Consider the following 17,629-nt stretch of genomic DNA (forward strand, 5'->3'; position numbering starts at 1 on the left):
CGAGAAAGGACACCGCATGATCGGCGCGGCGTGGGATCGCCTGCGGCTGTTCAATATCGGCGAGCTGCTCGCCCATCGCGGCCGCACCCTGATGTCGCTGGTCGTGATGGGTGTTTCGGCGTCGCTGCTGGTCGCGGTGCTGAGCATCTCCGGGTCGGTGACCGGTTCGGTGGACAAGCTGACCCGCGGCCTCGGCGGCAAGGCGCAGCTGGAGGTCACCGGAGTCACCGACGCGGGTTTCGACCAGCAGTTACTGCGTCAGATCGCGACCGCTCCCGGTGTGGCGGTGGCAGTGCCGATGTTGCGGATGCAGCTCGGCACCGGCGCGGATCGTGCGCTGCTGATCGGCGCCGACTCGACCATCAGCGCGCTGGGCAGCGAATTGACCACTCCGATGAGCGCTTTCGCCGGAAAGCTGCTGTCGGTACCGAACGGGGTGCTGGTCGGCGCGGCGCTCGGTCGCTCCGAGGGCGAGCGGTTCACGCTGGGCGCCACGACGGTCACGGTCGCGGGCGTCCTCGACGAGCAGACGTCCGGGAATCTCAACGGCGGGCACCTCATCGCCGCTCCGCTCGGGCTCGCGCAGAAGATCACCGACCGGGCCGGGCGGCTGGATTCGGTGCAGATCATTCCCGCCGACGGCGCCGACATCGGGCAGCTGCGCGCGGCGGTGACCGCCGCGGTGGACGGTCGCGCGGTGGTGGCCGAACCGAGCCTGCGCACCGCACAGGCGGGCGGGGTGGTGCAGATCGTCCGGTATTCCACCACGATGGCCTCCGCCGCCGCGCTGATCGTCTCGGCATTCCTTATTTACAACGCGATGAGCATGGCGATCGCCCAGCGCAGGCCGATGCTCTCGCTGTTGCGCGCCATCGGCGGCAGACGTGGGCCGATGGTGCGTGATCTGCTGGGCGAAGCGGCGCTGCTCGGCGTGCTCGGCGGCGCGGTCGGCGCGGTGCTGGGCGTGTTCATGGGCCGGATCGCGATCGGCGCCCTGCCCACCGCGATCGTGCAGTCGGTGGAGGCGCGCACCGAGTATCAGGTGCCCTGGTACGTCATTCCGTTCGCGGTCGCGGCGTGCGTGTTCACCAGTGTGCTCGCGGCGTCTCTCGCCGCGCGCCAGGTGTACAAGGTCCAGCCCATCGAGGCGCTGGCTCCGGTGGGAGTGGGCCGAACGGATACGGCGAGCCCGCTGCTGCGCTGGCTCGCCGTGGCGCTGGGCGCCGGACTGGTCGGCGCCGCGGTACTGGTCGCGGGCAGCGATCTCGGCCGCTATTCGCTGACCGCCATCTCGATCTCGTTCATCGCCGCCATCCTGCTGTGTTTCGGCGCCACCGGTCCGATCGTGCGGGCCGCCGCCGGGATCGCACGCTGGTTCCGCGCCCCCGGCACGCTCGGCGCGACCACACTGGAACGCGCGCCGCGCCGCGTCTGGGCTACGGCTATGACGGTGATGATCGGCGTCGCAGCGACCGTCGGCATGGGTGGCGCCTCCAGCAACATGATCGATTCGGCCACCGTGACATTCAAGGATCTGGCCAAGAACGACGTCTACGTCAGCCCGGCATCGATGGCGCAATTCCCCACCGGCCCGCTGCTGCCCGCCGGTCTGCCGGACAAGCTCGCCGCCGTGCCCGGCGTCGCGCATCTGAGCCCGGCGCAAATGGCGTTCGCCACGCTCGGCAGCAGTCGTGTGATGCTGCAAGGATTTCCGCCCGATGCCCGGGAAACCCGCATGCGGATGCTCACCGACGAGAACGTCGCCCGGCTGTCCGCCGGGGAGGGTGTGGCGATCTCCCGTGACGTGGCGCGCTCGCTGGGCGTGAGCGCGGGCGCGGAGCTCACCCTGCCGACGCCGACCGGCCCGCGCACCGTGCGAGTGCTGCAAGTGATCCCGTACTTCTCGGCGATCGCGGGCGTGGTGATGATGGACCTGGACCTGATGCGCGCCTGGTACGAGCGGCCCGGCGAGACGGTGATCGCGGTCGACATCGAACCCGGCGCCGATCGCGCGGCGGTGCTCGCGGCAATCCGCCAAGTGGTGCCACCGGAACTGAACGTCGACACCGGCGCGAATACTGTGGTCGCCGCCTCGTCGAGCATTCGGCAAGGAATGGTGATGAGCAATGCCATCCTCTGGATCGTGGTGCTGGTGGCCACGGTGGCGCTGCTCAACACATTGATGCTCTCGGTGCTGGACCGCCGCAGGGAACTCGGGGTGTTGCGCGCCATGGGAAGCGGACGCAAATTCCTGATGCGTTCGGTGCTCGCCGAGGCCGCGGGCATCGGAATCGTCGGCGCGGTATTGGGTCTGCTTCTCGGCGCCTTGGTGCAGTATCTGGCGTCGGTCGCGATGGGACACGCCCTGACCATCGACGTCGCCTATCAGCCGAGCCCGATGGTGCTGGTCTACGGCACGATCGCGCTGGCGCTGGCGCTGCTCGGGTCGATTCCGCCCGCATTGCGGGCCGCCCGGCTGCCCATCGTGGAGGCGCTCGCCGTCGACTGACTCGGTGGACTACAGCGGCAGGTCGGCGAACCAGCCCTTGAATTCGGCGGCGGGCATGCCGAATCCCGAGGTCGGGACGCGGTCGGTGAGCGTCACCGTGGCGAACAGCAGATAGCTGGCTCGAGCCGGATCATCCTGGAAACCGACGACCAGGAACCCGTCCGGCAAGCCACTGTCGGACTGCTGCCACCGGTAGGTCGAATAGGACTTGCCGTTGTTGCGTTCGGTCGCGGCGGTGTTGGACGGCAGGTCGCGTACCGCCGCCTGCGCGTCCTGTGGCGACTTGAAGGCGATGAGGACGTAATCGGGCTCGTTGATCGGTGTGCCCCAGCAATTCCAGGCCGTTGCCCAGTTCGGGAAGTCGGGCACACCGTCGGCCGCGGACACTTTGTCACCTGGATCGGCCGTTTTGAGAAAGCAGTTTTTACCCCGGTATCCCGGGCCGGAGCCGACGTTGTACTTCGTCTCCACACCTTGCGGCAGCAAGTTCGGGAACGCCTTGGCGAGCGTCCCGGCGTCAGCCGCTCCCGTGGGTGCCTTGGTGCCGAGATCGAGCGGAGACGCGGAGTCGGAATTGGAGAATCCGACCTTGGCGGCGACGATGCCCACGGCACCGAGCAATGCCACCACGATCAGCACGACCATCACGATCACACCGGTATGGGAACGGCGTTCGGGCGGATAGCCGGGTGGCTGATGGGGTGAGTAGCCCATCGGCAACGGCATATTCGGCGGAAGAGACTGTGCCGCAGGATAGCTCGGCGACGCAGCCGGATAAGCGGATTGCTGCGGCATCGCAGCGTAACTCGGCGGCGCCACCGCGGATGCTTCGGACACCGGGATGTGCTGTCCGGCGGTCGAATTCGGGGCGTACTGCGGCGGCGCGGTGTAGCCAGGGCCGGACCCGGCGGCGACGTACGTCGGCGCACTGGCCTCCGGCCCGGGGTAGGCCGGAATCGACGGCTGCGCGATGACGGTGGGCGCCGGTTGCGGCTGGTACTGCGACGCCACGATCGTCGGTGCGGGCGCGGTCAGCGCTTGCCGTGCGGCCGTGGCGAACTCGACGCAGGACGCGTACCGATCGTCGGGCCGCTTGGCCATCGCCTTCCCGATCACCGCGTCGAGCGCGGCCGGGAGTCCGGCGCGCACGGCCGCGACCGAGGGCGGCGGCAGCTGGAGATGGCCGCGGATGATCTCGGCCGGGGCGGGCGCGTCGAAGGGAGCGACGCCGGTCAGCAACCAGTACAGCGCGCACGCCAGCGAGTACTGATCGGAGCGGTGGTCCAGGTGCGCGCCGGTCATCTGTTCCGGCGAGGCGTAGGCGAGCGTCGCGGTGAACATGCCGGTCTGCGTGAGGTGAGTGGAATCCTCACGCAGCCGGGCGATGCCGAAGTCGGTGAGGAAGACGCGTTCCCCGTGCCCGCCCACCGCGCGGGCCAGCATGATGTTCGCCGGCTTGACATCCCGGTGCAGCACGCCCATTCCGTGTGCGTAATCCAATGCGGCGGCGACGCCTTCGATGATCTGCACGGCCCGCTCCGGCGGCAGGCTCTGCGGATTCACCGTCGCCGCGTCCGCGCCGTCGACGTACTGCATGGAGATCCACAGCTGCTCGTCCTCGGTGCCGCGGTCGTACACCGCGACGATGTTCGGATGATCCAGCTGCGCGGCCAGGTCCGCCTCCCGCTCGAACCGCGCCCTGACCTCTTTATCGGCGAACAGCTCGCGGTTGAGCAGCTTGAGCGCCGTCTGCCGAGGCAGCCGCGGGTGACGGGCCAGATACACCGATCCCATCCCGCCCTGGCCGAGCAGCTTCTCGATGGTGTACCCGGCGAACACCGCACCGCTGTTGAGCAACACGCCCCCTTCAGGTGACCCACGGCCGGACGTGGACGTCCGGGCGCTCCGTACAGATCCTGGAGCCTACCGGGTATCGCCGTGGCCACGGAGTTTCGAATTCTCCGCGAAAATCGGCGAAACTATGTCCCGAGATATCGTTCTCGCGACGCTGTCGCGTGTCGCGTGACGATGTCTCCCGCCCGGTCACCTGCCCGGACGGGCCCGATCAGCTATTTTGCACCGCCGATGAACAGCGAGCACGCGCACGTGGTGGTGGGGAGGACTCGGTGGTGAGGTCGACCGGATATGGTTCGGTGCTGCGCGCTTCGGCGATGGTGGTGCTGCTCACGCTGACCTCGTGCGCTCTGTTTTCCGGCGAGGGGCCGGCCGCCGAACCGCCCCCCGTCGTCGTCGATACTGCCGGGACGTGGCGGCCGAACCTCGCGGTCTCCGTGCCCGACTCGCTGGCCGCCGACTTCACCCAGCTGCAGCCGCAGCTGGCCGGACAGGTCGGCATGGCGATCATGCCCGTTGGCGGCGGCCGGATGACCATCTTCGGCGACTGGGTCAGCGGCATCGCGTGGTCGACCATCAAGGTCCCGCTCGCGATCGCGGCGCTGCGGCACGACCGGCAGGAAGGGATTCTGCACGAGGTGGAGGCGGCCATCACCTGGTCGGACAACGGCGCCGCCGATGCGCTGTGGCGGTCGCTCGGCGACGGGCTGGAAGCCGCCAAGGCGGTGCAGGACGTGATCGACGAAGCGGGCGACGCGACCACCGGTGTCGCGGGCCCGCGCACCACGCTCGACTACACCTCCTTCGGCGGGACCGAGTGGACGCTGGCCAACCAGGCCCGCTTCGCGTCCCGGCTGCCGTGCCTACCCGAGACGTTCCACGTCACCGAGCTGATGACGGAGATCACACCCGAACAGTCGTGGGGTCTCGGCGTGCTGGAGGGCACGGCGTTCAAGGGCGGGTGGGGGCCGGACGACGTGACCGGCGTCTACACCGTCCGCCAGTTCGGCCTGGTACCGGTACGGTCCGGCATGATCGCGGTCGCGTTCGCGGCGCAGGCCGATTCCGGCACGTTCGACGACGCCACCACCATCCTCAGCCGGATGGCGCTGCTGCTCGGACGTCATCTCGACGAGGTGCGCGGCGGGTCCTGCCCGCCGCTGTGAGCACGGGTCAGCCCGGCGTGACGAGGCCGGTCTCGTAGGCCAGGACGACGGCCTGGGCGCGGTCTCGCAGGTTCAGCTTCGAAAACACCTTGGACACATGGGTTTTCACGGTCTGCTCGGCGACGAAGAGGGTCTCGGCGATCTCGGCGTTCGACATGCCCTTGGCGATCAGCTCCAGCACCTCCCGCTCGCGCGGAGTGAGCGCGGTCAGCTCCGGTGCCGGCTTCGCCCGCGCGATAGTGCGGCGGCGGGTGACATCGGCGATGAGCCTGCGAGTGACGGTCGGCGCGAGCAGTGCCTGACCGTCGGCGACCACTCGCACCGCGCGGACCAGTTCCTCGGCGGGCGCGTCCTTCAGCAGGAATCCGCTGGCGCCGAGGCTCAGCGCCTCGTAGACGTAGTCATCGATGTCGAAGGTGGTGAGCATCAGCACGCGCACCGGCGGATCGAATCCGGCGGCCAGGATGGCGCGGGCCGCGTCCAGTCCGTTCATCTCCGGCATGCGCACATCCATCAGGACGACGTCCGGGCGCAGCCGCTTGGCCTCGGCCACCGCGACCTTCCCGTCCGCCGCGTCGCCCACGACACTGATGTCCGGCTGAGCCGCGAGCAGCGCTCCGAACCCCTGCCGCACCATGGCCTGGTCATCGGCGATCAACACGGTAATTGCCACCCCGCCCACCCTAATTGCCGCCCGCGCACCCGCGCTGCCCCGTTCACCCGCTGGACCGCACGCTTCCGCACCCGAGAGACGAGCGCGACCCCACGAATGCTGATCGGCCGTCGGAACATCGCGGTGTGGGCTCGCCGCCGCCGTGCTCGGATCCCAATGCGCCAGATGTTCATGGCCGCATTCGAGCGTTCACCGTTCTGATGCTGCCTGCGCAGGTGTGGTGCCGGCGCCGATGGTCGGTAGCGCGAGCGGCAGGCGGGCCCGGACTTCGAAGCCGCCGTCGGGGCGAGGACCGGCCGAGACATCGCCGCCGACAGCCACCGCGCGCGCTTGCATGCCCGCGATGCCGTGGCCACCGTTGCCTACCGGGCGGGCGGGCGTGGCTCCCGGTCCATTGCCGACCGTGAACAGCAGGTCCGCGCCGCGCACAATGCACACCTGGACCGCGGCGCCTGGAGCGTGCCGGGAGGCGTTGGACAGCGACTCCTGGGCGATGCGATAGAGAGCAAGTCCGATGGTCTCGGGGATCGTGTCCAGGGCACCCTCGACCGTCCAGGTGACGTCGACTCCCGCGCGCCGCGCGCCCTCGAACAGGCCGATCACGTCGGCGGCCTTCGGTTGCGGCGCGTGCTCGGGCAGCTCGCCGTCGCTGCGCAGAACCCCGAGCATGCCGCGGATCTCGTTGAGTGCCTCGCGCGCCGTGGCGCCGATCGATTCGAACTCGGCGTGAGCGGCCGGGGTGACACCCTCGACCCGGTAGGGCGCGGTCTGCGCCTGCACTACGACCAGGGACATGTGGTGGGCGACCACGTCATGCAGGTCCCGAGCGATGCGAGCCTTCTCCTCCAGGATGGCCCGGCGGGCCCGCTCGAGTTCGTTCTCCTCCTCCTGGCGCACCAACTCCCGCCGCGACAGCACCAGCCAGCGGATGAGCAGGCCGAACAGCACCAGCGCCGCGAGTGCGATCGGCCAGCCCCACGCGGCGTTCGCGAACGCCTCCCCTTCGCCGGGCATGGTCGTCGCGAACAACAGCGCCGTGGCCGCCCAAGCAACCACGACGATCTGCCCCTGCGCGCGCAGCGCCACCGCGAACAGCAGCACCAGCAAGCACAGCACCTGCACGACCTGGAACGGCAGCTCGTTGTTCGGCTGATGCGGAATGGCCAGCGCGATCACCAGCGCCGAGCCCGCCGAGATCGCCCACCCCAAGGCCGGATTGATCCGCGCGAGCAGCACCGGGAAGGCGGCCAGCGCCGCGATGAACGGCTGCGCGGCGGCGGGCACCGCGTGGGTCAGATGCAAGGTCGGCCAGGCCACCGAGTACCAGATCAGCGCGACCAGCAGCGTGCCAAGGTCGAACCAGGTGCGTGCGTCCAGTCGCCGCGCCCAGGCACGACTCGATTGATTCATGCTGTGTTCCTTTCGGCATGCGCAGGGCCCTGCGTGGTTACACTCCGCTGCCGCCTCCGGGCCTGACTGCTCATGCCTATGACACTAGAAACCCTCCAGCGACCGCGGCCTCATACGCAGGGGTGATTTCGGTGCGGTACCCCGGTGCGACTCGGTGCGGCGGCTCCCCTGGCGGCACGGCTCGGGAAACCTTCCCGGGCGTGAGGCGCCCGCACGAACCGGTTCCCTAACGTCTTCGCCATGAGCACACCGACCAGCGCAGGGCCCGTGACTCGGTCCGCATCGGCCGTAGGAGCCCGAACTCGTTCCGCCACAACATCTTCCGCTTCCGGGCAGACGCGACGCTACGTGGCGCTGACGGCGACGGCGTTGACCACCGTGGCGGCGACGGTGTTCCTCGCCCCCGCGCCCCGAGCCGCCGCGGCGGCCGCGCCGGTCGAGAGCACGCAGGTGAGCGCCGCTGTCGCCGAACTGACCGCGGGCGACCCCGGCGCGCTCGGCACCATCCCGGCGGACTTCGTCGCGTCGTTCGGCTACCGTCCGAGCGCCGTGAACGGCCTCGTCGTGAATCCACGGGGTGACTGTTCCTCGCCGGTGACCCTGCCCACCGAGTTCGATACCGCATGCAAGGCCCACGACCTCGGCTACGACCTGCTGCGCTACGCCGACCAGCGGGGCGAGCCGCTGGGGCCGTGGGCGCGGCAAGCCCTGGACGCCACGCTGGACCGGCAGATGCATCAGGCCTGCGCGACCCGGGTGGATCCGTTCTCCCGTGCCCGCTGCGACGCGATGGCGTCGATCGCGAACACCGCCGTCGATTTGAACTCCCGTCGCCAGGACTACGGCGCACCGGTGGTCGAGCACCTGCTCGGAGCCGCGGATTCCGATTCGACGGCGAGCTGGAAGCTGCTCGGAGTGCTCGGTGCCGGAATCGCCGGGCTCGGCGCCGTTCTCACCGTGCGCAACCGGCAGCGCGGCTTCGCGGTCGGTTCGGCGAATACCACTGGAGTCTCCGGGGTCCGGAGATGACCGCTCCCTTCCGCCGGGCTGCCACACTGCGCCAGGCCGCCCGCCGGGTCCTGCCGCCACGGATCGGCACGACACTCGGGACCGGGATCGGCGTCCTGGCATCATTGGCGCCCGGGCTGCTGCCCCGTACGCCCAGCGCCCAAGCCGTGCTGACCGGGCTTTTCGCGGCGCTCACACTCGGCGTCGCCGGAGTGCTGCGCGTTGCCGGGCGACGGTTCGGTTTCGACATCAACCAGCGCCAGGGGTGGGTGCGGCTGCCCCTGCTGATCGCGACGTCGGTACTGGTCGCGGGTGCGGCGGCGAACGCGGGCCACTGGCAGAACCGGCTGCGCGCAGCGATGGGAACACCGCGGATCGGAATGGACTACTGGCTGCGGTGCACACTCGGCGCGGCGCTGATCATCGGGCTGCTCGTCGGCGCGACCCGCACGATCGCCTGGGCACTGCGCAGGCTGGGCTGGGCGCGGGGAGTTTCGCTGACCGCGGTCGTGGCGATTCTGCTGTATCTCGTCGGCGCGCCCGCTGTCGCCGGGTGGCGGGATTCGGTGTATGCCAGCGCCAATGCCGAGCTGGATCCCGCTCTGGTGCAGCCGGTTTCGCACAACGGCTCGGGTAGCGGCGCATCCGCGGTGAGCTGGTCGTCGCTGGGCGCCGAGGGACGCAAGTTCGTCAGCGACGCGCCGGTGCGAGCCGTGCGGGTCTACATCGGGGTGGCCTCGGCGCCGGATCTGGACAGCCGCGTCACCTTGGCGATTCGGGAACTGGCGCGTTCGGGCGGCTTCACGCGCTCGCATCTGGTCATCACGGTGCCGACCGGGTCGGGATGGATCGACGCGAACGCCGTCGCGGGATTCGACCAACGCTTCGACGGTGACGTGGCGCTGGTCGGCCTGCAGTACTCGTATCTGCCGAGCTGGGCGACGTTCGTGTTCGGCCGCGACGCCGCGGTGACCGCCGCGCGCAGCCTGTTCACCGCCGTGGAGAACCACCTTCAGGGCCTGACGCACAAGCCGAAGCTGTATGTGTACGGCCAGAGCCTGGGCGCGCTGGGCGGCAACGCCGTCTTCGCCGACGACGCCGAACAGGACAACCGAACCTGCGCGGTGCTGTGGGCCGGACCCCCGGCCAACCACATTCACCACGGCGGCGCGACCGTGCTGGCCAACACCTCCGACCCGGTGATCCACTGGTCGCCCACACAGCTGTGGCGCGCGCCGGACCTCACCGGCGCCCGGGTCGACGCCCCGGTCCCACAGTGGCTTCCGCTGATCAGCTTCGCGCAGACCACGGCCGACCTGCTCACCGCGCTCGACGCTCCACCCGGTCACGGCCACCGCTATGGGGCCGACCAGGGCACCGCCATGGGCGATTGCTGATCCGTTCGCCTCGGCACATCCACCCATCCGTCCGTCATAGAACATGTTCTAATTTATCCATGGCCTTTGTCATCGACCTTGCCGTCGACATCGACGCCCCCGCCGAACTGGTCTGGCAGGTGATCACCGACTTCCCCAGCTACGGCGAATGGAATCCGTTCGTCTCGGAGTGCCGCAGTTCCCTGATTCCCGGCGAGCCGATCGACATGCTCGTCCACGTCTCCGGTTCCAGCCCGCGCAAGCAGCGCGAATGGATCCGCTCCCACACGCCCGGCCGCGAACTCAGCTACGCGATGAAGCCGGTGCCCCCGGGCGCGCTGCACAGCCTGCGTTCACACACCGTGACGCCCCTCGCGGACGACCGCACCCGATACGAGTCGCACTTCACACTCGGGGGATGGTTGCATCCCGTGGTCGTCGCGCTGCTCGGCAAGAATCTGCGACGCGGCTTCGAGGGCATGACCGAAGGCATCCGGAAGCAAGCCGAGTCGCTGCGAACCTCCTGACAGGGCTCCGAATCCGCCCGCGCACGTGCGCTTCGGCGCGCCGGCCACGGGCGCCGGAGTGCGCGATAAGAGAGATTCACGCGCGCAGATATGCCAGCGCAGCATCGAGGGCCGCGTCCGCATAGGACTCGGTGAGCCCGCCGAGCCCCAGTGACCACCGCATTTGAATGGGGCCGAGCAGCAGATCGATCGCGAGTTCCAGGTCCAGTCCCGCGCGGAGTTCACCCGCGTCGACGGCGGCGGCGAGCCGGTCGGCGATGGCGCAGCGCTGCGGCAGCAACAGGCGTTCACGGTAGGTGGCGGCCAGCTCCGGATCCTGCTGAATCTCGATGTACATGGCGCGAAGGAAGGATTCGTATCCCGGGGCGGTCAGCGCGGCGATCGAGCCGCGCAGCAATGCGCGCAGATCGGCCGCGACGTCGCCGGTGTCCGGCAAGGCGAGACCCGCTGGGCCGGAGTCGGATTCGAGCATGGCGTCGAAGACGACCGCCCCCTTCGACGGCCACCAGCGGTAGATGGTCTGCTTGCCGACACCCGCACGGGCCGCGATGGCTTCGATGCCCAGTTTCGCGTAGGGCAGCTCGCGGATCAGCTCGGCGGCAGCGGCGAGAATCGCGGCGCGGGCCCGCTCGCTGCGCCGCGCGGCGGTGGGGGTGTCGGGCATGCCGTCACCATAGCAGTCAACGAGACGAAACGTCTCGTCTTGACAAGACGCCGTTCCGCTCGGCATAGTCGCAAACGAGACGGAGCGTCTCGCGACGAAAGGATCTTCCGTGACCAGAACCTGGCTCATCACCGGCGCCAACCGCGGACTCGGCCGGGCATTCACGAGAGCCGCGCTCGCCGAGGGCGACCGTGTCGTCGCGACCGCGCGGAACCCGGAGGCCATGACCGCGCTGGCCGACGACCGACTCACCGTGCTGCCCTTGGACGTTCGCGACCGCGAGCGCGTTACCGCCACGGTGGACGAGGCGTTCGCGCTGACGGGCACGATCGACGTGATCGTGAACAACGCGGGCTACGGTCTGGTCGGCGCCGTCGAGGAACTGACCGAAGCCCAGATCCGCGATCAGATGGACACCAATTTCTACGGTGCCCTCTGGGTTTCGCGAGCGGCCGCACCACATCTGCGCGCCCAGGGCTCCGGGCACATCGTGCAGATCTCCACGGTCGGCGCCGTGGGCAGCCTGCCGCTGTTCGGCATCTACAACGCCAGCAAATGGGCGTTGGAAGGTTTCAGCGCCGCACTCGCCGACGAACTGCGTCCGTTCGGCATCCGGGTCACCCTCGCCCAGCTGGGCGGCTTCGACACCGACTGGGCTACGTCGAGCATGCGGTTCGCCACCGGCGTTCCGGCCTACGCGGACCTGCGCACCACGATCCTCGGCAGGCCCGACTATCCGACGGGCACACCCGCCGCCGACGTCTCGCCGACCGCGTCCGCGCACAGCGGACCCGGCCCGGCAGACGATCCGGGAGAATCCGCCGCTCCCCGAGACGAATCGGCGGCGGATGCCGACGTGCCTGGCACCGAATCCGCGTGGATCGAGGCACCACCGGAAGTCGGCGCCGCGGAACTGATCGCGCTCGTGAAGATGCCGAATCCCCCGCTTCGCAAGATCATCGGCCCAGGCGCGCACCAGATGGTATCGATCGCGCTGGACCAACGACGCCAGGACTACGCGACCGACCCCGAATTCACCTGGCCCGCATAGGTGCGGCTGCGCTCAGCCCCGCAGAGCTGCTCGGTGCATCCCCGCTATGTGCGAGGAACCAAGCGGCTCTGCGAGGACCGGGGCGTCAGGCGATGGGACCGCGCGCGGCTTCGTAGGCGGCGCCCACCCGGTAGAGGCGGTCGTCGGCGAGGGCCGGGGCCATGATCTGGAGGCCGACGGGCATGCCGTCGTCCTGGCTCAGGCCGGACGGGACCGACATGGCCGGGTGCCCGGCCAGGTTGGTGGGCAGGGTGCACAGGTCCGAGAGGTACATGGCCAGCGGGTCGTCGACCTTCTCGCCCAGCTTCCACGGAGTGAACGGGCTCGTCGGCGAGACGAGCACGTCGACCTGCTCATAGGCCTTGTCGAAGTCGCGGGCGATGAGCGTACGCACCTTGAGCGCCTGGCCGTAGTAGGCGTCGTAGTACCCCGCCGACAGCGCGTAGGTGCCGATCATGATGCGCCGCTTGACTTCCGGGCCGAACCCGGCCGCGCGCGTCGCCGCCATGACCTGCTCGGCGCTGTGCTGCCCGTCGTCGGCCACGCGCAAGCCGTAGCGCATGGCGTCGAACCGTGCCAGGTTCGACGACACCTCCGACGGCATCACCAGGTAGTAGGACGCCAGCCCGTATTCGAAGTGCGGACAGGACACTTCGACCACCTCGGCGCCGAGATCCTTCAGCACCGCCACCGCGGCGTCGAACGAGGCGAGCACGCCGGGCTGATAGCTGTCGGAGTGCAGTTCCTTCACCACACCGATCTTCACCCCGCGCAGATCGCCCTGCGCCCCCGCACGTGCGGCGGCCACCACCGGCGGCACCGGCACATCGCGGGACGTGGAATCGCGCGGGTCGTAGCCGGCGATCACCTCGTGCAGCAGCGCGGTGTCCAGCACCGTCCGGCCGCACGGACCGCCCTGGTCCAGCGACGACGCGCAGGCGACCAGGCCGAAGCGGGATACCGTGCCGTAGGTCGGCTTGGCGCCGACGGTCGCGGTGACGGCGGCGGGCTGGCGGATCGACCCGCCGGTGTCGGTGCCGATGGCCAGCGGCGCCTGGTTCGAGGCCAGCGCCGCCGCGGAACCGCCGCCCGAGCCGCCCGGGATACGGGTGGTGTCCCACGGGTTGCGGGTCGGGCCGTAGGCCGAGTTCTCGGTGGAGGAGCCCATCGCGAACTCGTCCATATTGGTCTTGCCAAGGATCGGGATGCCCGCGGCGCGCAGCTTCCTGGTGACCGTGGCGTCGTACGGCGACACCCAGCCCTCGAGGATCTTCGACGCGCACGTGGTCGGCATGTCCGTGGTGGTGAATACGTCCTTGAGCGCCAAGGGAACTCCGGCCAGCGGCGAGGCGGGCGCGGCGCCCGACGCGATCGCGGCGTCCACCTCCGCCGCGGCCGCCAGCGCCCGCTCCGGTGCGACGTGCAGGAAGGCGTGGTATTCACCGTCGACCGCGGCGATCCGATCCAGATGCGCCTGGGTGACCTCCACCGAGGACAGTTCCCCGCCGTGGATCTTGTCGGCCAGCTCGGCCGCCGACAGGGCAGTCAGGTCCGGCCCACCCGTCTCCCGGCCGCCGCCCCCCATCGATTCGCTACGCGATGCTGCGCTCATTCGCCTTCTCCCAGGATCTGCGGCACCATGAACCGCTGCTCGTCCACCGCGGGCGCGCCGGACAGCGCCTCCTGCGGGGTCAGGCCGGGCACCACCTCGTCGGGCCGGGTCACGTTGGTCGCCGGATTCGGTGACGCGGTGGCCGGGACGTCGGCGGCGGCGACCTCGGAGATGGTCCGCACGTGGCTCAGGATCGAATCCAGCTGTCCGGCGAACTGATCCAGCTCGGCGTCGGACAGGGCGAGCCGGGACAGCCGGGCGAGGTGTGCTACCTCGTCACGGGAGATGGCGGGCACCGCGGGACCCCTTTCGGCTTCGGTTCAACAGGTCACACCGGCTCTGCTCGCAGCGGACGGCGTTTAACATGGTCATAGCTTAGTGGGAGCAGCCGGACGTCCTCCGTCGCAGCCCTGCCGGGGCCGAGCCAAGGCGAGACATCCGCCTGATCGTCGGCGACGACCGACCCCTCCGGCGCCGGTGCTTCATGTGTCCGGGCGGGCCATCCGCGCCGAGCAGGCACCTGGCAACCACACCGGCATCGCGACACGAATGTCCCAAATAGCCCGACACGCCGCTTGCGCTCGAATCTTCCCCGTGGCGTGTGTCACTGGACGCACTTCGACTCGATAACCGGACCGTAGGGGTGTAATTATTGCGTTACCCGGGTATCCGTTCAGAACCTCGGCCGCCCAAGGAAAGGAACGCACGTGTCGTATCTACTCCGCGTGCAACTTCCGGATCGACCGGGAAGCCTCGGCGCACTCGCCCTCGCACTCGGCTCCGTCGGAGCCGATATCCTGTCGCTGGATGTGGTGGAGCGCGGCGCCGGCTACGCCGTCGATGATCTGGTCGTCGAGGTGCCCGCGGGCGCACTGCCCGACACCCTGATCACCGCCGCCGAATCGATCGGCGACGTGCACGTGGATTCGATCCGCCCCTATTCCGGCGTGCTCGACACCCACCGCGAACTCGAACTCATAGATCATGTGGCCAGCGCCCGCGACGACCGCTTGCAGGTGCTGGTCGACGGGGTGCCACGGGTGCTGCGGGTCGGCTGGAGCACGATCATCGACGTCGGCCCGCACGGCGCCTACCGGGTGGTCGGAAGCCCGAGTGCACCGCAGACACAAGCGGGTTCGGCACCGTGGATGCCGCTGGAGAAGCCCACCGTGCTCGATCCCGAGGCCGACTGGGTGCCGCAGATCTGGCGCGATATGGACACCAAACTGGCCGCCGCCCCGCTCGGCAATTCCGGCAAGGTACTCCTGCTCGGCCGGCCAGGCGGCCCCGACTTCCGCCCCTCCGAGGTCGCCCGTCTCGGCTACCTCGCCGGAATCGTCGCAACCGTCCTCGGCTAACCCCCACCAACCGCCCCGTGCAACGAGTGGCACATCGCTGAGGCAAAGCGCGAGAAGGTCCCTCCGTGGTGTGCCACTCGTCGTCACGCCGGGAGGGGTAGCCGTAGGACGTGGAGGGGGTCGCCGAGAGTGGTGTTCCAGTCCCGGCTGGGGACGGGGAGGAAGCCGAGGCGGTCATAGATTCGGCGAGCTTCGATCATGGCGGGCATGGTCGTCAGCGCCACGGCGGCGAATCCTTCCGCACGGGCCAGCTGGATCACAGTGCGCACCAACGACGTTGCGGCGCCGAGACCGCGCGCCGACCTGGCGACGGCGAGCATGCGGAACTCCAACTCCCCGGGCAACGCGGTCTCGGCATAGGGAGTGCCGGGACGTGCGACGGTGAGGGACCCGACGATCCGGTCGGCGTGGGTGGCTACGAGGATCCGGGTGGAACCCGCGCGGCGGGCCGGATCGGCCAACTCCTCCACATAAGGGCTGCTCGCGCGGACATAACCCTCGCCGACGTAGACCTCCACCGTCAGCTCGCCGACGGCGTCGTATTCCTCCGGCGTCGCCGTCCGGACGACGACGGTCTCTCGCAGATCCATACCCGGCATGATGCCACCGGCCATAGCGGGGGCTACGTCACGTCCGGCCGCATCCCTCGACCCGACTCGGCTCCGCACGGCTATCGCTCCACGCCGACCTGGTGCCCGCCAAGGGCCCGGCCTTCACTCAGCCGGGTTGAGAGATCTGCCACCGTTCGGGTTTGCCCGCGGGATAGATGACGGTGAGCAGGTCGCCGATTTCCGGCCACGAGCTGGTGTCCCAGGTGAAGCGGCCGTAGACGACTGTGCCCGGCACCGAGGGGCCGGTGAGGTTGCCCGTGATGGTCACGTACTGCTCGCCCGGGAGGTCGGGGCGCGGGCTCACTCCCGTGATGTACAGCGTCCCCTCCTCCGGGTTCGTCGGCCGGACGCCCGAGCGACCGCGCAGGGCGAACACGATCATCGACGCCAGCACCGCGATCAGGATTACCAGCGAGGCGAACTCCAGCATGCCCCCATGCTAGGTGGGTGCTACACCGGCGCGAGCCCACTGGTGCCGTGACCGGTGCGACGAACCTGCCAGACCGAGGTTCGGGTACGTTGCGAGCGCCCGTTGCCCCGATCGATGAGCACGCGGTCGCTGGTGGTGAAGATCAACTGTCCGCCACGGGAATTGGTCTCCGGATTCTGGAACAGCTGGATCAGCCGGTCGGTCTCCTCGGCGGGCAGGCACGCGCCGATGTCGTCGATGGCGAGGACGCGGCCCGCGTCCAGCGCGTCGAGCATGGCCGGTAGCACCCGCAGCAGCGCCAGCGTCGCCGACGATTCGTCGCCGATCTCGAACGGGTTCGGGATGCCGTCGTGGACCAGGCCGAGGCCGACGCCGCGCCGGGCCACCATCCGTGCGTACAGGGCGTCGCGCGCGGCCTTCAGGTTGGTCAGCTCACGTTCGAGCAGCACGCCGGTGAGGCCGTTGTCGCGCAGTAACTGGTCGGCGTAGCCGGGCGAGGTGGCACACAGCTCGATCTGCTTGGCCAGGCCCGCAATGTCCGCGTCCAGTTCGCGCAGGTAGTCGGCGTACATCGGGTCGTTCTCGGCGATGAGCAGATCGGTGATGCCGAGCTCGGCGGTGCGCAGCAGCATCAGCAGCCGGGCCGCGTTCTCCGGCGATCGGGACAGGTGACTGCCCAGCCGGTGCGCGATGGCGTCCGGCTCGGCCGGGCCGTGCTGGACCTCGAGCATGGATTCGAACCATCGGTACGCGGGCACGAGCGCGTCGGAGTACATCTGCCCGGCCAGGCTCAGCAGCAAGGCGTTCGGACGGACCAGCGGCACCAGCGCGGCGATGCCGTAGCGCGCCGACTCGAACATCGGGCCGATCTTGATCTGTTCCCCGTTGCGCTCGAACACGATTCGCTTACGCGAGCGCGGGTGGGTGTGCAGCCATTCCGCGCTCACGTCGGCGTTGTCCAGCCGGAAGCCGTAGGTGTAGGGCACGCCCTCGGCGACGAACGCGGCCACGAATTCCGAAGGCCGATCCGGGAATCCGAGATGCGGCGCCCGCACCGGCCCCGCGTACGGGTCCCAGCCGGTGACCGAGCGCAAGACCGCGTCCCGCATCTGCGCCAGCGCATCGATCAGGTTCGTCTTGCCCGCCGCGGCGCCGCCGTGAATGGCGGTCACCGGTACGGCCACGGGCCCGCTCCCCTTGGTGAGCCGCAACTCCTGCTTGTTGGCCAGCGATCTGTGATTGGTCACCTGAAAGTTGCGCAGCATGCCGCCATACTTCCTTCTGCGCCCCGACGCGGCGACATCAGGCTGGTGGTACCCGCGATTGGTCGGCGATCACGACTCGCGATTGCACGCGCGGCGGCAACGCACATCGATTCGC

The 17,629-nt window shown here is 69.4% G+C and carries 16 protein-coding genes; 7 read left to right on the forward strand and 9 right to left on the reverse strand.

The annotated features are described in order from the left end of the window. The first annotated feature begins 16 nt into the window (after positions 1-16). On the forward strand, positions 17-2,509 hold the full coding sequence (locus tag AB0M45_RS23500) for an FtsX-like permease family protein (RefSeq protein ID WP_364332940.1): 2,493 nt from the start codon (positions 17-19) through the stop codon (positions 2,507-2,509). 9 nt (positions 2,510-2,518) lie between these two features. Here the strand turns inward: AB0M45_RS23500 and AB0M45_RS23505 are convergent, their stop codons facing one another. Further along, complete coding sequence (locus AB0M45_RS23505) at positions 2,519-4,369, reverse strand: protein kinase (RefSeq protein ID WP_364332943.1); 1,851 nt, start codon at positions 4,367-4,369, stop codon at positions 2,519-2,521. A 266-nt stretch (positions 4,370-4,635) separates the two neighbouring features. On the opposite strand from AB0M45_RS23505, the gene AB0M45_RS23510 reads away from it, so the two are divergent. Continuing rightward, entirely contained in the window at positions 4,636-5,529 is an 894-nt protein-coding gene (locus tag AB0M45_RS23510) for a hypothetical protein (RefSeq protein WP_364332945.1), read from the forward strand. 7 nt (positions 5,530-5,536) lie between these two features. Here the strand turns inward: AB0M45_RS23510 and AB0M45_RS23515 are convergent, their stop codons facing one another. Both AB0M45_RS23515 and AB0M45_RS23520 read right to left on the reverse strand, forming a co-directional pair. Continuing rightward, positions 5,537-6,202 carry a response regulator transcription factor gene (locus tag AB0M45_RS23515; RefSeq protein WP_364332947.1) on the reverse strand — a complete coding sequence of 222 codons (666 nt, stop codon included), beginning with the start codon at positions 6,200-6,202 and terminating at the stop codon, positions 5,537-5,539. A 189-nt stretch (positions 6,203-6,391) separates the two neighbouring features. Next, positions 6,392-7,612: a histidine kinase gene (locus tag AB0M45_RS23520; RefSeq protein WP_364332950.1), complete on the reverse strand. Its 1,221-nt coding sequence runs from the start codon at positions 7,610-7,612 to the stop codon at positions 6,392-6,394. A 348-nt stretch (positions 7,613-7,960) separates the two neighbouring features. On the opposite strand from AB0M45_RS23520, the gene AB0M45_RS23525 reads away from it, so the two are divergent. Genes AB0M45_RS23525 through AB0M45_RS23535 form a run of 3 tightly spaced genes read left to right on the forward strand, consistent with a single transcriptional unit; the run spans position 7,961 to position 10,523 of the window. Further along, positions 7,961-8,641: a hypothetical protein gene (locus AB0M45_RS23525; protein ID WP_364332953.1), complete on the forward strand. Its 681-nt coding sequence runs from the start codon at positions 7,961-7,963 to the stop codon at positions 8,639-8,641. Beyond that, positions 8,638-10,017, forward strand: coding sequence for an alpha/beta-hydrolase family protein (locus tag AB0M45_RS23530; RefSeq protein WP_364332956.1), 1,380 nt, complete (start codon positions 8,638-8,640; stop codon positions 10,015-10,017). The genes AB0M45_RS23525 and AB0M45_RS23530 overlap by 4 nt, the downstream gene beginning before the upstream one ends. A 59-nt stretch (positions 10,018-10,076) precedes the next feature. After that, positions 10,077-10,523, forward strand: coding sequence for an SRPBCC domain-containing protein (locus AB0M45_RS23535; protein ID WP_364332959.1), 447 nt, complete (start codon positions 10,077-10,079; stop codon positions 10,521-10,523). A gap of 76 nt (positions 10,524-10,599) precedes the next feature. Here the strand turns inward: AB0M45_RS23535 and AB0M45_RS23540 are convergent, their stop codons facing one another. Continuing rightward, positions 10,600-11,187 (reverse strand): TetR/AcrR family transcriptional regulator, encoded by a 588-nt coding sequence (locus AB0M45_RS23540; protein WP_364332962.1) that lies wholly within the window; start codon positions 11,185-11,187, stop codon positions 10,600-10,602. A 109-nt stretch (positions 11,188-11,296) separates the two neighbouring features. Between AB0M45_RS23540 and AB0M45_RS23545 the strand changes: the two genes are divergently transcribed. Further along, complete coding sequence (locus AB0M45_RS23545) at positions 11,297-12,238, forward strand: SDR family NAD(P)-dependent oxidoreductase (protein WP_364332965.1); 942 nt, start codon at positions 11,297-11,299, stop codon at positions 12,236-12,238. 85 nt (positions 12,239-12,323) lie between these two features. Here AB0M45_RS23545 and gatA read toward each other — a convergent pair whose 3' ends face one another. Together gatA and gatC are read right to left on the reverse strand one after the other, a co-directional pair. Beyond that, on the reverse strand, positions 12,324-13,850 hold the full coding sequence (gene gatA, locus AB0M45_RS23550; RefSeq protein ID WP_364332968.1) for an Asp-tRNA(Asn)/Glu-tRNA(Gln) amidotransferase subunit GatA: 1,527 nt from the start codon (positions 13,848-13,850) through the stop codon (positions 12,324-12,326). Beyond that, the gene (gatC, locus tag AB0M45_RS23555) at positions 13,847-14,146 is read right to left on the reverse strand and encodes an Asp-tRNA(Asn)/Glu-tRNA(Gln) amidotransferase subunit GatC (RefSeq protein ID WP_364332971.1); all 300 of its coding nucleotides are present in this window, start codon (positions 14,144-14,146) and stop codon (positions 13,847-13,849) included. The genes gatA and gatC overlap by 4 nt, the downstream gene beginning before the upstream one ends. 411 nt (positions 14,147-14,557) lie before the next feature. On the opposite strand from gatC, the gene AB0M45_RS23560 reads away from it, so the two are divergent. Continuing rightward, a complete protein-coding gene (locus tag AB0M45_RS23560; RefSeq protein WP_364332974.1) occupies positions 14,558-15,208 on the forward strand; it encodes an amino acid-binding protein in 651 nt (216 codons plus the stop codon). 83 nt (positions 15,209-15,291) lie between these two features. Here AB0M45_RS23560 and AB0M45_RS23565 read toward each other — a convergent pair whose 3' ends face one another. The 3 genes from AB0M45_RS23565 to AB0M45_RS23575 form a co-directional block, all read right to left on the reverse strand. Then, positions 15,292-15,807 carry a GNAT family N-acetyltransferase gene (locus tag AB0M45_RS23565; protein WP_364332977.1) on the reverse strand — a complete coding sequence of 172 codons (516 nt, stop codon included), beginning with the start codon at positions 15,805-15,807 and terminating at the stop codon, positions 15,292-15,294. Positions 15,808-15,925: 118 nt separating this feature from the next. Continuing rightward, complete coding sequence (locus AB0M45_RS23570; protein WP_364332980.1) at positions 15,926-16,249, reverse strand: hypothetical protein; 324 nt, start codon at positions 16,247-16,249, stop codon at positions 15,926-15,928. A 20-nt stretch (positions 16,250-16,269) separates the two neighbouring features. Next, positions 16,270-17,514, reverse strand: coding sequence for an ATP-binding protein (locus AB0M45_RS23575; protein WP_364332983.1), 1,245 nt, complete (start codon positions 17,512-17,514; stop codon positions 16,270-16,272). Positions 17,515-17,629: the final 115 nt, after the last annotated feature.

Origin of the sequence: Nocardia sp. NPDC051787 (assembly GCF_040681325.1) — a bacterium.
Lineage (GTDB): Bacteria > Actinomycetota > Actinomycetes > Mycobacteriales > Mycobacteriaceae > Nocardia.